Annotated in this window: 11 protein-coding genes; 7 read left to right on the forward strand and 4 right to left on the reverse strand. The window is 53.2% G+C overall.

Going from position 1 to position 14,580, the window contains the following annotated elements; genetic code table 11:
- The first annotated feature begins 109 nt into the window (after positions 1 to 109).
- From dmsA to KGP24_RS07815, 5 genes are all read left to right on the forward strand, one after another.
- Positions 110 to 2,554 carry a dimethylsulfoxide reductase subunit A gene (gene dmsA, locus KGP24_RS07795; protein WP_193940119.1) on the forward strand — a complete coding sequence of 815 codons (2,445 nt, stop codon included), beginning with the start codon at positions 110 to 112 and terminating at the stop codon, positions 2,552 to 2,554.
- 10 nt (positions 2,555 to 2,564) lie between these two features.
- Positions 2,565 to 3,182 carry a DMSO/selenate family reductase complex B subunit gene (locus tag KGP24_RS07800; RefSeq protein ID WP_032658209.1) on the forward strand — a complete coding sequence of 206 codons (618 nt, stop codon included), beginning with the start codon at positions 2,565 to 2,567 and terminating at the stop codon, positions 3,180 to 3,182.
- Between the two features lies 1 nt (position 3,183).
- Entirely contained in the window at positions 3,184 to 4,047 is an 864-nt protein-coding gene (locus KGP24_RS07805; protein ID WP_223562919.1) for a dimethyl sulfoxide reductase anchor subunit family protein, read from the forward strand.
- Positions 4,048 to 4,322: 275 nt separating this feature from the next.
- Positions 4,323 to 5,471: an MFS transporter gene (locus tag KGP24_RS07810; protein WP_223562920.1), complete on the forward strand. Its 1,149-nt coding sequence runs from the start codon at positions 4,323 to 4,325 to the stop codon at positions 5,469 to 5,471.
- A 123-nt stretch (positions 5,472 to 5,594) separates the two neighbouring features.
- Positions 5,595 to 6,116, forward strand: a complete 522-nt coding sequence (locus KGP24_RS07815; RefSeq protein WP_223562921.1) for an anti-virulence regulator CigR family protein — start codon at positions 5,595 to 5,597, stop codon at positions 6,114 to 6,116.
- Between the two features lie 36 nt (positions 6,117 to 6,152).
- Here the strand turns inward: KGP24_RS07815 and pflA are convergent, their stop codons facing one another.
- The 4 genes from pflA to ycaO all read right to left on the reverse strand — a co-directional run bounded on the left by pflA (position 6,153) and on the right by ycaO (position 12,456).
- A complete protein-coding gene (pflA, locus tag KGP24_RS07820; protein WP_010429226.1) occupies positions 6,153 to 6,893 on the reverse strand; it encodes a pyruvate formate lyase 1-activating protein in 741 nt (246 codons plus the stop codon).
- Positions 6,894 to 7,097: 204 nt separating this feature from the next.
- The gene (gene pflB, locus KGP24_RS07825) at positions 7,098 to 9,380 is read right to left on the reverse strand and encodes a formate C-acetyltransferase (RefSeq protein WP_223562922.1); all 2,283 of its coding nucleotides are present in this window, start codon (positions 9,378 to 9,380) and stop codon (positions 7,098 to 7,100) included.
- A 51-nt stretch (positions 9,381 to 9,431) separates the two neighbouring features.
- Entirely contained in the window at positions 9,432 to 10,289 is an 858-nt protein-coding gene (focA, locus tag KGP24_RS07830) for a formate transporter FocA (RefSeq protein ID WP_008499974.1), read from the reverse strand.
- Between the two features lie 406 nt (positions 10,290 to 10,695).
- Positions 10,696 to 12,456 (reverse strand): 30S ribosomal protein S12 methylthiotransferase accessory factor YcaO, encoded by a 1,761-nt coding sequence (ycaO, locus tag KGP24_RS07835; protein ID WP_223562923.1) that lies wholly within the window; start codon positions 12,454 to 12,456, stop codon positions 10,696 to 10,698.
- Positions 12,457 to 12,583: 127 nt separating this feature from the next.
- Here ycaO and KGP24_RS07840 point away from each other — a divergent pair, with 127 nt between their 5' ends.
- Both KGP24_RS07840 and serC read left to right on the forward strand, forming a co-directional pair.
- Positions 12,584 to 13,276 carry a DUF421 domain-containing protein gene (locus KGP24_RS07840; RefSeq protein WP_223562924.1) on the forward strand — a complete coding sequence of 231 codons (693 nt, stop codon included), beginning with the start codon at positions 12,584 to 12,586 and terminating at the stop codon, positions 13,274 to 13,276.
- Between the two features lie 162 nt (positions 13,277 to 13,438).
- A complete protein-coding gene (serC, locus tag KGP24_RS07845) occupies positions 13,439 to 14,527 on the forward strand; it encodes a 3-phosphoserine/phosphohydroxythreonine transaminase (RefSeq protein ID WP_223562925.1) in 1,089 nt (362 codons plus the stop codon).
- Positions 14,528 to 14,580: the final 53 nt, after the last annotated feature.

The raw sequence follows: 14,580 nt of genomic DNA on the forward strand, positions 1-14,580 counted from the left end.
ATGAAAGTCAGCATAAAAAAGCTGATTACGAAAAATTCGTTATATATAAAACTACATAGCGGTTAGCGCCGCCTTCTCTTTTCTTTGTGAGCAACCAAAGTGAGTCTCTATGAAAATCAACGCGCCTGAAGCATTAATGGCTGCCGAGGTCACTCGCCGTGGGTTGATGAAAACCACGGCAATAGGCGGCCTGGCTGTAGCCAGTAGTGCCTTCACGCTCCCTTTTACCCGACTGGCGTCGGCGGCAGATGCACTGTCTCCGGCCACCACGCCGGAAAAAGTGGTGTGGAGTGCCTGTACCGTCAACTGCGGTAGCCGTTGTCCGCTGCGTATGCATGTGGTGGATGGTGAAATTAAATATGTCGAAACCGACAATACCGGGGACGATAACTACGAAGGATTACATCAGGTTCGTGCGTGTTTGCGTGGTCGCTCCATGCGTCGCCGCGTCTATAATCCGGACCGCCTGAAATATCCGATGAAGCGCGTCGGTAAGCGTGGGGAAGGGAAATTCGAGCGGATTAGCTGGGATGAAGCCTACGACATTATCGCCACCAATATGCAGCGTCTTATCAAAGAGTACGGCAACGAATCCATCTACCTGAACTATGGCACCGGGACGCTCGGCGGTACGCTGACACGCTCCTGGCCACCGGGTAAAACGCTGGTGGCGCGACTGATGAACTGTTGCGGCGGTTATCTCAATCACTACGGCGACTACTCATCGGCGCAGATTGCCGCTGGCCTGAACTATACCTACGGTGGTTGGGCGGACGGCAACAGCCCGTCTGATATCGAAAACAGTAAGCTGGTGGTGCTGTTCGGCAATAACCCGGGCGAAACCCGCATGAGCGGCGGCGGGGTAACCTATTACCTCGAACAGGCCCGAGCCAAATCCAATGCCCGCATGATCATTATCGATCCGCGCTATACCGACACCGGTGCCGGACGTGAAGACGAGTGGATCCCAATCCGTCCGGGTACCGATGCGGCGTTGGTCTCAGCGCTGGCGTGGGTGATGATCACCGAAAACCTCGTCGATCAGCCTTTCCTGGATAAATACTGCGTCGGCTATGACGAGAAAACCCTGCCAGCCAGCGCGCCTGCTAACGGGCATTACAAAGCCTACATTCTCGGTCAGGGCAGCGATGGCGTGGCGAAAACGCCGGAGTGGGCTTCCACCATCACCGGGATCCCGGTGGAGCGTATCGTTCAACTGGCGCGTGAGATTGGCTCAGCCAAACCAGCCTACATTAGCCAGGGCTGGGGACCGCAGCGTCATGCGAACGGCGAAATCGCGACCCGTGCCATCTCCATGCTCTCCATTCTGACCGGCAACGTGGGCATTCACGGCGGTAACACCGGCGCTCGCGAAGGCTCATATGAAGTGCCGTTTGAACGTATGCCAACGCTTGATAACCCGGTTCAGACCAGCATCTCCATGTTTATGTGGACCGATGCGATCGAACGTGGCCCGGAAATGACCGCCCTGCGCGACGGCGTGCGCGGCAAGGACAAGCTGGACGTGCCGATCAAGATGATCTGGAACTATGCCGGTAACTGTCTCATTAACCAGCACTCTGAAATCAACCGCACCCATGAAATCCTGCAGGATGACAAGAAATGCGAGATGATTGTGGTGATTGACTGCCACATGACCTCCTCGGCGAAATATGCCGATATCCTGCTGCCGGACTGCACCGCCTCTGAGCAGATGGATTTCGCGCTGGACGCTTCCTGCGGCAACATGTCCTACGTGATCTTTACCGATCAGGCCATCAAACCGCGCTTCGAGTGCAAAACTATCTATGAGATGACCTCTGAGCTGGCGAAACGTCTTGGCGTTGAGCAGCAGTTTACCGAAGGGCGTACTCAGGAAGGGTGGATGCGTCATCTGCACGAGCTCTCTCGTAAAGCTATCCCTGACCTGCCGGACTTCGACACCTTCCGTAAGCAGGGTATGTACAAACAGCGCGATCCGGAAGGGCACCACGTGGCGTACAAAGCGTTCCGTGAAGATCCGCAGGCGAATCCGTTGACCACGCCGTCGGGCAAAATTGAAATCTACTCCGAAGAGCTGGCAAAAATCGCGTCGACCTGGGAGCTGCCGGAAGGGGACGTTATCGATCCGCTGCCGATCTACACGCCAGGTTTCGAGAACTACAACGATCCGCTGACGGCGAAATTCCCGCTGCAGCTGACCGGTTTCCACTACAAAGCGCGCGTGCACTCCACCTACGGCAACGTCGACGTACTGAAAGCCGCCTGCCGTCAGGAGATGTGGATCAACCCGATGGATGCCAAAGCACGCGGCATCAGCAATGGCGATCGCGTACGCATCTTCAACGGTCGAGGCGAGGTGCACATTGAAGCCAAAGTGACGCCGCGCATGATGCCAGGCGTGGTGGCGCTGGGGGAAGGGGCCTGGTACAGCCCTGATGCCAACCGCATCGACCAGGCGGGCAGTATTAACGTGCTGACCACGCAGCGTCCGTCGCCGCTGGCGAAGGGCAACCCATCCCACACAAACCTTGTCCAGGTTGAAAAGGTTTAAGGAGTAGCCGATGACAACCCAGTATGGATTTTTTATTGATTCCAGCCGTTGCACCGGGTGCAAAACCTGTGAGCTGGCCTGTAAAGATTACAAAGACCTGACTCCTGACGTCAGCTTCCGCCGTATTTACGAATACGCCGGTGGCGACTGGCAGGAAGATAACGGCGTCTGGCATCAGAACGTCTTTGCGTATTACCTGTCGATTGCCTGTAACCACTGTGAAGATCCGGCCTGCACCAAGGTCTGCCCGAGCGGGGCGATGCACAAGCGTGAAGACGGTTTTGTAGTGGTGGATGAAGATGTCTGCATCGGCTGCCGGTACTGCCATATGGCGTGCCCGTACGGCGCGCCGCAGTACAACGCCGCCAAAGGTCATATGACTAAATGCGACGGTTGCCACACCCGCGTGGCGGATGGCAAAAAACCGATTTGCGTCGAGTCCTGTCCGCTGCGCGCGCTGGACTTCGGCCCTATTGAAGAGCTGCGCAAAAAACACGGCCAGCTTGCTGCCGTTGCACCGCTGCCGTCTGCGCACTTCACGAAGCCGAGTATTGTGATTAAACCTAACGCCAACAGCCGTCCTACAGGTGACACTACCGGCTACCTGGCAAATCCGAAGGAGGTGTGAGATGGGAAGTGGATGGCATGAATGGCCGCTGATGATCTTCACGGTCTTTGGTCAGTGCGTGGCGGGCGGTTTCATTGTGCTCGCGCTGGCGCTGTTAAAAGGGAACCTCAATGCCGAACAGCAGCAGCGTCTGGTGTTGAGCATGTTTGGCCTGTGGGTGCTGATGGGAATTGGCTTTATCGCCTCTACGCTGCACCTGGGTTCGCCGATGCGCGCGTTTAACTCTCTGAACCGCGTGGGGGCCTCGTCGCTCAGTAACGAGATTGCCAGCGGGGCAATTTTCTTTGCCGTCGGTGGGCTGGGCTGGTTGCTGGCCGCGACGAAGAAATTGCCTGCGGGTCTGCGCAGCCTGTGGCTGATCGTGACGATGGTTCTGGGCGTGGTGTTCGTGTGGATGATGGTGCGCGTCTATAACACTATTGATACCGTTCCAACCTGGTACAGCGTCTGGACGCCGATGAGCTTCTTCCTGACGATGTTTATCGGCGGGCCGCTGCTGGGCTATTTGCTGCTGCGCGTGGCGGGCGTAGACGGATGGGCAATGCGTCTGCTGCCCGCTGTTTCGCTGCTGGCGCTGGTGGTGAGTGCGGTGGTCGCCCTGATGCAGGGTGTCGAACTGGCAACCATTCACAGCTCTATCCAGCAGGCTTCTGCCCTGGTGCCTGACTACGGTTCTCTGATGGCCTGGCGCATCGTTCTGCTGGTCGCCGCGTTGGTATTCTGGATTGCCCCTCAGCTCAAAGGTTATCAGCCCGCGCTGCCGCTGGTGTCACTGGCCTTTGTGCTGGTCCTGGCGGGTGAACTGATTGGCCGTGGTGTGTTCTACGGGTTGCATATGACCGTTGGGATGGCTATCGCAAGCTAACCTTGCATTTAGTTATATCAAGCCGGGCCTGAGTGCCCGGCTTTTTCTTTTTTCAATCATGAAATTTTTCGACTGTCGTTTTGTTTTAATTTTGACTGTTAATAAATAAAAACAGATACATAATTAATATCTATAGCAGGCGTGGCATTAGCAGGATAAGTTTTTTAAATCGACAGGGAACATATTGTGCGAGGCGGCTAAATCAGTGGATTGACTTTGTTTTTGCCAGTGGCATGATGCGCACGAAATCTGAACTTCCTCACGGTTTTTAATCCATGACCACCTATACCCGGCCAGTGCTTCTGTTGCTCTGTGGCCTGCTTCTGTTGACCCTTGCGATCGCAGTGTTAAATACGCTCGTCCCGCTGTGGCTCGCCCATGAAAACTTACCGACCTGGCAGGTGGGTATGGTCAGCTCGTCCTTTTTTACCGGCAACCTGCTGGGTACGCTGGTGACCGGGAGCCTGATTAAGCGCTTTGGTTTTAATCGCAGCTATTATCTGGCTTCGCTGATTTTCGCCGCCGGGTGTGCCGGACTGGGCCTGATGGTTGGCTTCTGGAGCTGGATGGCATGGCGCTTTATCGCTGGCGCGGGCTGCGCGATGATTTGGGTGGTGGTTGAAAGTGCGTTGATGTGCAGCGGCACCTCCCGTAACCGTGGACGCCTGCTGGCAGCCTATATGATGGTTTACTATGTCGGAACCGTGCTGGGTCAACTGATGGTTAGCAAGCTGCCAACCGACCTGATGAGCGTTCTGCCGTGGGTAACGGGCATGGTGCTTGCCGCGATCCTGCCGCTGCTCTTCACGCGCATTGTGAACCATAATAGCGAGCATCAGGAAGCGACCCACGTCTGGCCAATGCTCAGACTCCGTCAGGCGCGTCTGGGCGTTAACGGCTGCATAATTTCGGGGATTGTACTGGGCTCGCTCTACGGCCTGATGCCGCTTTATCTGAATCATCAGGGCGTCAGCGATTCCGGAATTGGCTTCTGGATGGCGGTCATGGTGAGTGCGGGGATCGTCGGGCAGTGGCCGATTGGCCGTCTGGCGGACCGCTTCGGTCGCCTGCTGGTGCTGCGCGTTCAGGTCTTCGTGGTTATCATGGGGTGCCTTGCCATGCTCAGCAACGCCGCGATGGCGCCTGCGCTGTTTATTCTCGGGGCCGCGGGCTTTACGCTCTATCCGGTTGCGATGGCCTGGGCCTGTGAGAAAGTGGAACATCACCAGCTGGTGGCAATGAACCAGGCGCTGTTACTAAGCTATACCATCGGCAGTTTATTAGGGCCGACGTTTACCGCGATGCTGATGCAGAATTATTCTGATAATTTGTTGTTTATCATGATCGCCAGCGTATCGTTTATTTATCTCTTAATGCTGCTGCGCAAAGTTGGCGAACACCCAACGCCTGTGGCTCATGCCTGATTAATAAAAAGCCTGTCGATGACAGGCTTTTTTGTCCCTGTCACAACTAAGAGTATTACTTATTGTTTGTTTATTGCGCCAGGTGATAATTCATGTGAGTCCTACCACTATAAGGCATCAATCATGTCTATTCGTCGTTTTTCCACTACCGCACTTGCCGTAGTGTTGTCGTTAACGTTTGCAACGGCTCCGGTCATGGCTAATCCTGGAAACGGGAATGGCAATGGTCACGGAAACGGTGGCGGGCAAGGCAATGGCGGTAATCATGGTAACGGGAATTCTGGTAACCATAGCAATAAGCAAAATAACGGTCAGGATAACCCTGGAAAATCGGATAAAAGCTTTAAAAGCAGTAAAGATGTCGGTAACGATGTCGACGCTCGCGTGAGTTTCGATCATGCCCGCCATCTGGCGCTGAATTACGGCTTAACGGGCTACAAGTCTTTGCCTCCGGGGATCGCGAAAAACCTGGCGCGCGGTAAACCGTTGCCTCCGGGCATTGCGAAGAAAACCGTGCCGGCCTCTATGCTGGGCCAGCTTCCTTCCTACCCTGGCTATGAATGGCGCGTGGTCGGAGACGACCTGGTCTTAATTGCGTTGAGTACAGCCATTGTGACGTCCGTTATTAACGGCGTCTTTAAATAGAATATAAAAAGGCCCGGTTCTCACCGGGCCTTTTCTTTAATACATCACCTTGTGGCCGTACTGTTCAAGAATACCTTTGACGCGTTCCATCGTCTCTTTCTTGGGCGGCTTCACGCCATCAAGTTTGTACTCTTCTCCCATTGCCACCCATTTATGTTTACCCAGCTCGTGATAGGGCAGAAGCTCAATTTTCTCGACGTTGCCCATGTCGCGGGTAAATTCCCCCAGGCGGTGCGCGGAGTCGTCGTCATCTGACCAGCCAGGAACAACCACGTAGCGGATCCAGGTTTTAATGCCTTTATCGGCAATGTATTTGGCAAATTCCAGCGTGCGGTGGTTTGAGACGCCAACGAGGTTCTGGTGAATCTCATCGTTCATCTGTTTGAGATCGAGCATCACCAGATCGGTCACTTCGAGCAGCTCGTCGATAACCGGATCGTAGCGGCGTACAAAGCCGTTGGTATCGAGGCAGGTATGAATGCCTTCCTTGCGGCAGGCACGGAACCAGTCGCGCACAAACTCCGCCTGAAGAATGGCTTCACCGCCGGATGCGGTGACGCCGCCGCCGGACGCGTTCATAAAGTGGCGGTATGTCACTACCTCTTTCATCAAGTCTTCAACGGTCACTTCTTTACCGCCGTGCGTATCCCAGGTGTCACGGTTATGGCAGTACAGGCAGCGCATCAGGCAGCCCTGGAAAAAGGTGATAAAGCGGATGCCTGGGCCATCGACGGTGCCACAGGATTCAAAGGAGTGAATGCGACCAATAATTGACATTGCGTTGATATCTCCAGCATCGGCCCGTCCGGGGCCTGTGTATGCACAGCTCAAAACCGGCTGTGTTGAAGTCTGTTTTGGCTGATATCCATAGAGTATAGATAGCGGACAAAAGAGACTGAGGTGGAGAGGGTGCTAAAAAGGCCCCACTGACGTGGAGCCTTTATTGTACGCTTTTTAACGCGTGATTTCAGTCAATTCCACTTACATGGACTGAGTGAAAGTACGGGTGATAACGTCCTGCTGCTGTTCTTTAGTCAGGGAGTTAAAACGTACTGCGTAGCCAGATACGCGGATGGTCAGCTGAGGATATTTCTCAGGGTGTTCCATCGCGTCGAGCAGCATTTCACGGTTCATTACGTTCACGTTCAGGTGCTGACCACCTTCGATGGACGCTTCGTGATGGAAGTAACCATCCATCAGACCCGCGAGGTTAGTTTTACGCACTTCGTCGTCTTTACCCAGCGCATTTGGCACGATAGAGAAGGTATAAGAGATACCATCTTTCGCGTAAGCAAACGGCAGTTTAGCAACGGAGGTCAGAGAGGCAACTGCACCTTTCTGGTCACGACCGTGCATTGGGTTAGCACCTGGGCCGAATGGCGCGCCAGCACGACGACCGTCTGGGGTGTTACCGGTTTTCTTACCATACACAACGTTAGAGGTGATGGTCAGAACAGACTGAGTCGGGATAGCGTTACGGTAAGTAGTCAGTTTCTGAATTTTCTTCATGAAACGTTCTACCAGGTCAACCGCCATGTCATCAACGCGAGAGTCGTTGTTACCAAACTGCGGATATTCACCTTCGATTTCGAAGTCTACAGCCAGGCCGTCTTCGTCACGAATTGGTTTAACTTTCGCATATTTGATTGCAGACAGAGAGTCAGCTGCAACGGACAGACCTGCGATACCACACGCCATGGTGCGTACAACGTCACGGTCGTGCAGCGCCATCAGAGAGGCTTCGTAGCTGTACTTGTCGTGCATGTAGTGGATAACGTTCAGCGCAGTGACGTACTGTTTAGCCAGCCAGTCCATGAAGTGATCCATACGCTCCATCACTTCATCGAAGTTCAGAACGTCGCCTTTGATCGGCTCAGACTTAGGACCAACCTGCATTTTCAGTTTTTCATCAACGCCGCCGTTGATTGCGTACAGCATGGTTTTCGCCAGGTTTGCACGCGCACCGAAGAACTGCATTTGCTTACCAACAACCATTGGGCTTACGCAGCAAGCGATAGCGTAATCGTCGTTATTGAAGTCCGGACGCATCAGGTCATCGTTCTCGTACTGCAGAGAAGAGGTATCGATGGACACTTTAGCGGCGAATTTCTTGAAGTTCAGAGGCAGTTTTTCAGACCACAGAACGGTGATGTTTGGCTCCGGAGAAGGACCCATGGTGTACAGGGTGTTCAGGAAGCGGAAGCTGTTTTTGGTAACCAGAGTACGGCCGTCAACGCCCATACCGCCGATAGATTCTGTTGCCCAGATTGGGTCACCAGAGAACAGCTCATCATATTCAGGAGTACGCAGGAAGCGAACCATACGCAGTTTCATGACCAGGTGGTCAATCATTTCCTGAGCGTCTTGCTCGGTGATTTTGCCAGCTTTCAGGTCACGTTCGATGTAGGCATCCAGGAAGGTGGATACGCGACCGAAGGACATCGCTGCACCGTTCTGAGACTTAACTGCGGCCAGGTAGCCGAAGTAGGTCCACTGGATAGCTTCCTGAGCGTTGGTCGCAGGACCAGAGATATCGCAGCCGTATTTAGCAGCCATCTCTTTGATCTGACCCAGCGCACGGTGCTGTTCAGCGATCTCTTCACGCAGACGGATAGTCGCTTCGAGGTTTACGCCATTTTCCAGGTCAGACTGCAGGGAAACAAACTGCGCGTACTTGTCTTTCATCAGGAAGTCGATACCGTACAGCGCAACGCGACGGTAGTCACCGATGATACGGCCACGGCCATACGCATCTGGCAGACCAGTCAGAACGCCAGATTTACGGCAGTTCAGAATGTCTTTGGTATAAACATCGAATACACCCTGGTTGTGGGTTTTGCGGTATTCGGTGAAGATTTTTTTCAGCATTGGGTCCAGCTCGCGGTTATACGCTTTGCAGGAACCTTCAACCATTTTGATACCACCGAACGGGATGATTGCGCGTTTAAGTGGTGCTTCAGTCTGCAGACCAACGATTTTCTCAAGGGCTTTGTTGATGTAGCCAGCATCGTGAGAAGTGATGGTGGAAGCAACGGAGGTGTCAAAATCAACTGGCGCGTGAGTGCGGTTTTCCAGTTTAACGCCTTCCATTACGCTGTCCCACAGCTTGGTGGTCGCGTCAGTTGCGCCAGCCAGGAAGGATTCGTCACCTTCATACGGGGTATAGTTTTTCTGAATGAAGTCACGTACGTTTACTTCATTCTGCCAGTCACCTTTCGCAAAACCTTCCCAGGCTGTGGCTAACTTTTCATTAAGCTCGGACATGTAACACCTACCTTCTTAAGTGGATTTTTTATTTACTGCCTGAGAAAACCATCAATGATGATCGTCGCCACGCAGGTAAATGACCCAGTATGTCAACCCAACTAACAGACCCCCACCGATAATGTTCCCGATAGTGACAGGGATCAGGTTATCAGTAATGAAATTCATAATAGTCAGGTGAGAGAAACTTTCCGGGGATGAACCAACTGCGGTCCAGAACTCCGGGCTCGCAAAGTCGCGGATAACAATGCCCATTGGGATCATGAACATATTCGCGATACTGTGCTCAAAGCCGCTGGCAACAAACATCGCAACCGGCAGAACCATAATTAAGGCTTTGTCCATCAGGCTACGACCAGAGTAGCTCATCCATACAGCCAGGCAGACCATCAGGTTAGCGAGGATGCCGAGAGCAACGGCTTCGATAAATGTGTGGTGCATTTTGTGGTCGGCAGTTTGCAGGACGTTGAGGCCCCATCCACCGTTGGCGGTCATGTACTCGCCAGAAAGCCACATCAACAAAACAAAGAGCAGACAGCCAACCAGGTTACCCACGTAGACGTTAAGCCAGTTACGTGCCAGCTGACCCCAGGTAATTCTTCCGCTGGCCTTTGCCACGACAATCAACACCGTTGAAGTGAAAAGGTCGGCGCCGCAGATAACGCAGAGAATCAGGCCCAGTGAGAAGCAAATGCCGCCAATCAGTTTGGCCATGCCGAAAGGCATTCCGGCAGTACCGGTTGTGGCGGTGATGTAGAAGACGAAAGCGATAGAGATAAACACACCAGCCGTGATCGCCAGATAGAACGTCTTCATCGGGTGTTTCGTTGCTTTATAGACACCCGCTTCTTCGGCAACTTTGGCCATCGCAGCAGGGAGTAAAAGATCAAAAGGGTTGTCAGCTTTCACACTAACTCTCTCTTTATTAAGTCGGCGACGAGATACTAACAAAGCATTATAGAAGAGAAATTGATATAGATCATATCTCGCCTGGCTTATAGGCCCGCAGTGTGTATGGTTTTACGACAAAAGCGGAGTAAGTATTTGATTATCCGTATAAAAATAAATTTTAAAAGTTATGAAAAGAGTTGAATTTTTTCGTTCAGCCACCTCAGAGACAGTTAATTAGTATGGAGTATTTACCATAAAAAGTAACAGTAAAGCCCAGGTAAATATTATTATATTTACCCATGTTTAACTTTATTATTACAATCAACAGTCATTGCCGAAGAAAATAAAAAACGGGGCAATGAAATTGCCCCGTAATATAGCCCAGACGATTGAATACGCCTACTGCTGGTAATGTTATGTGCGCTTATTTTGACCAGTAAGCGGCTTTTGCTTTCTGCAGTTTTTCGTAGGCCTTCAGTAGCGACTGATGCGCCGGGAAGGCCTTCAGATCGCTATCAACAGCCTGCAGGCCATAGAACGGCGCTTCGCCGCTCAGGGCCGCGCTGGCTGCTTCTACGGCCTCAGCACCGTACATACGCACGAAAGCATTCAGGTATTGCAGCGGTTCGCGATCTTCTTCCTGTGCCAGCAGTAACAGAGTCTGCAGGCAGCGGTAATAGTTGGTGCGCTCGGCAGAGAAGACCGACTGGTTGAATTCCATGGTCCACTCGGTCCAGGCCAGGGCCTGATCCAAATCGCCACCCGCCAGTGCCAGCATCGCTTTCAGCTCACCTATACGCAGGGTATACCAGCCGTTGTCTTTACCGGTCGCCAGACCCAGCAGTTCGCGTACGCGGGTGAAGTCGTCGTGGCCTTCTTCGTCCAGTTGGGCGATCAGGTTCAGATAATCTTCTTTCTCCCACTCGCTGCCCGGCAAAGCCAGCAGCGTTTCGCGCAGGTGCGCGCCCATGCTGTTATTCGCCAGCCACAGGTCTTCAGCCGGGTAGATGTCGGACATGCCTGGAACAATGATGCGGCACGCGTAAACGCCAAGATGTTCGTAGTCGGCAATGTAAACTTCCTGATCTTCCGCGTTGAAGATCGCCATCAGCGTGGCGAACTCTTCTTCCGTGGTACCGGCAAAGCTCCAGTCCACGAACGGATAGTCGGCGTCCTGCTTGAACATATCCCAGGAAATTAAACCGCTAGAGTCGATGAAGTGGGTTTCAAGGTTGGTATGCTCGGCCACTTCTTCATCGTCAAACGTTGGCGGCGTAAACACGTCGAGATCTTTCAGGCTGCGGCCCTGCAGCAGCTCGGTGACGGTACGCTCCAGCGCCACGCCGAAGTCCGGGTGCGCGCCGAAGGAGGCGAAGCAGGTGCCGTTGGTCGGGTTAAACAGCACAACGCAGATAACCGGGTACTTGCCGCCCAGCGAGCCGTCATAGGCAAAGATTGGAAAGCCTTCAGCTTCCAGCTTGGCGATGGACTCCACTACGCCCGGATAGCGCGCCAACACGTCGGCCGGAATTTCTGGCAGGCTGATGGATTCGGCGATGATCCGGTTTTTAATGTGGCGTTCAAAGACTTCAGACAGACCCTGCACGCGCGCTTCATTGCGGGTGTTACCGGCGGACATACCGTTGGAAACATACAAGTTGCCGACGATGTTCATCGGAATATAAACGGTCTGCTCGTCTGACTGACGGGTAAACGGCAGAGCGCAGATACCGCGATCCTCGTTACCGGACTGCAGATCGATCAGCATGCTGGCGGTCAGTTCGTTGTCTGGATCGTAGAAGGCACGCAGACGCCCGTCGAGAATGCCTTCCGGCAGTTCGTCATCTTCGGTCAGCGGGAACCATTTTTCATTTGGATAGTGAACGAACGGACCGTTAGCGATGGTTTCGCCCAGCCAGAAGTCAGCGAAGAAATAGTTGGTGGACAGACGCTCAAAATACTCACCCAGCGCAGAGGCCAGTGCCGCTTTTTTTGTCGCGCCTTTACCGTTGGTAAAGCACAGGGCACAGTCTTTATCGCGAATATGTACGGACCAGACATGAGGCACCGGATTGAGCCAGGAGGCTTCTTCGATGTTAAAACCCAGGTCGGTCAGTTTCTGCTGGAAGCGAGCGATGGAATCTTCCAGAGCGGCGTCTTTGCCGGGGATAAACGTTTGAGTCATGGCGTTCACTTTTATCGTACGTAAAGCGCGCAATGATACGGGTTTTGCGTGACGGGTGCTATCTTCGGCGAAAATAAATGGCTGGGCTATGCTTAGTGGCAGTAACTGACTGTTAAGGCATAGAAAAATGAAAGCATTTGATCTCCAGCGGATGGCGTTTGATAAAGTTCCTCCAGAATTTCTGGGCGAAGTGGCGCTGCGCAGCCTGTATACCTTCGTACTCGTTTTCCTGTTTCTTAAAATCACCGGCCGTCGCGGTGTACGGCAGATGTCGCTCTTTGAGGTGTTGATCATCCTGACGCTGGGCTCGGCGGCGGGGGACGTCGCCTTTTATGATGACGTGCCGATGGTGCCGGTGTTTATCGTTTTTGTCTCACTGGCGCTACTTTATCGTTTTGTCATGTGGCTGATGTCGAAAAGCGAAAAGCTGGAAGATCTGCTTGAAGGGAAGCCGGTCGTTATCGTCGAGGACGGACAGCTGGCCTGGGAAAATGTACAAAGCGCCAATATGACCGAGTTTGAGTTTTTTATGGAGCTACGCCTGAACAGCGTTGAACAGCTCGGGCAGGTGCGTCTGGCGATCATGGAAACCAACGGGCAGATCACCGTCTATTACTATTCTGACGACGAGGTGAAGCCGGGGCTGTGTATCCTTCCGGATATGCTGATTGAGCGCTTCAGAACGGTACCCGAATCAGGCGAGTATGCTTGCGTAAGATGTAGCCATGTTGTCGCGATGCAGCCGGGGGATCGACAATTATGCCCCCGCTGTGCAAATCCGGAATGGGCGAAGGTTAGCCGGGCCAGGCGTATCACCTGACAGCCATTTTGTCGGTTTTGTCTTAGCGAGGCGGCAGATTGTTTTGTGTGACGTGGGGCACATTTCATGGGTCATAAGTTTTAGACATTGCGGCGCGTGTCACTGAATGATAAAACCGATATCCACAGTTATAACTTATGGCTTTTAGCGTGGTGAGGGGAAATGGCTCAAGTCTTTAATTTCAGTTCAGGTCCGGCAATGTTACCGGCAGACGTGCTTAAACAGGCTCAACAGGAACTTTGCGACTGGAACGGTCTCGGTACGTCGGTGATGGAAATCAGCCACCGTGGCAAAGAGTTTATTCAGGTGGCGGAAGAGGCAGAAAAGGATTTTCGCGATCTGCTGAATATTCCCTCGAACTACAAAGTATTGTTCTGTCACGGCGGTGGACGCGGCCAGTTTGCGGGTATTCCGCTGAATATCCTCGGTGATAAATCGTCGGCTGATTACGTTGACGCGGGTTACTGGGCGGCAAGCGCCGTTAAAGAAGCGCATAAATACTGCACGCCGAATGTTATCGACGCCAAAGTGACCGTTGACGGTCTGCGCGCCGTGAAGCCAATGAGCGAGTGGCAGCTTTCTGATAACGCAGCGTATCTGCACTACTGCCCGAATGAAACCATTGACGGGATTGCTATTCACGAGACGCCAAACTTCGACAGCGATGTTGTGGTTGCCGCCGACTTCTCCTCCACCATTCTGTCTGCGCCGATTGATGTCAGCCGCTACGGCGTTATCTATGCGGGCGCGCAGAAAAATATCGGTCCGGCCGGTTTGACTATCGTCGTCGTGCGTGAAGACCTGCTGGGTAAAGCGCATAAATCCTGCCCGTCAATTCTCGATTATACCGTGCTGAACGATAACGATTCGATGTTCAACACCCCACCAACCTTTGCCTGGTATCTCTCAGGTCTGGTCTTCAAATGGCTGAAGCAAAACGGCGGCGTGGCGCAGATGGACAAGCTGAGTCAGCAGAAAGCCGAACTGCTGTATGGCGTGATCGACAAGAGCGATTTCTACCGCAACGATGTGGCGAACGCTAACCGTTCTCGCATGAACGTGCCGTTCCAGCTGGCAGACGGCAACCTGGACAAAGTGTTCCTGGAAGAGTCCTTCGCGGCAGGTCTGCATTCGCTCAAAGGCCACCGTGTCGTTGGCGGCATGCGTGCCTCCATCTATAACGCGATGCCGCTGGAAGGCGTTAAAGCCCTGACGGATTTCATGATCGACTTTGAACGTCGTCGCGGTTAGTTTGCTGTTTTTCACCCCCGTAGCCCTGCTGCGGGGTTTTTATTATGTTGAGT

Source organism: Enterobacter sp. JBIWA008 (assembly GCF_019968765.1).
In the GTDB taxonomy this organism is placed as follows: Bacteria; Pseudomonadota; Gammaproteobacteria; order Enterobacterales; family Enterobacteriaceae; genus Enterobacter.

Bases quoted from the DNA above. Each gene is read 5' to 3' on its own strand.
- KGP24_RS07805 (WP_223562919.1), top strand. From the start codon at position 3,184: ATGGGAAGTGGATGGCATGAATGGCCGCTGATGATCTTCACGGTCTTT.
- KGP24_RS07815 (WP_223562921.1), top strand. From the start codon at position 5,595: ATGTCTATTCGTCGTTTTTCCACTACCGCACTTGCCGTAGTGTTGTCG.
- pflA (WP_010429226.1), bottom strand. From the start codon at position 6,893: ATGTCAATTATTGGTCGCATTCACTCCTTTGAATCCTGTGGCACCGTC.
- KGP24_RS07800 (WP_032658209.1), top strand. From the start codon at position 2,565: ATGACAACCCAGTATGGATTTTTTATTGATTCCAGCCGTTGCACCGGG.
- KGP24_RS07840 (WP_223562924.1), top strand. From the start codon at position 12,584: ATGAAAGCATTTGATCTCCAGCGGATGGCGTTTGATAAAGTTCCTCCA.
- dmsA (WP_193940119.1), top strand. From the start codon at position 110: ATGAAAATCAACGCGCCTGAAGCATTAATGGCTGCCGAGGTCACTCGC.
- pflB (WP_223562922.1), bottom strand. From the start codon at position 9,380: ATGTCCGAGCTTAATGAAAAGTTAGCCACAGCCTGGGAAGGTTTTGCG.
- ycaO (WP_223562923.1), bottom strand. From the start codon at position 12,456: ATGACTCAAACGTTTATCCCCGGCAAAGACGCCGCTCTGGAAGATTCC.
- serC (WP_223562925.1), top strand. From the start codon at position 13,439: ATGGCTCAAGTCTTTAATTTCAGTTCAGGTCCGGCAATGTTACCGGCA.
- KGP24_RS07810 (WP_223562920.1), top strand. From the start codon at position 4,323: ATGACCACCTATACCCGGCCAGTGCTTCTGTTGCTCTGTGGCCTGCTT.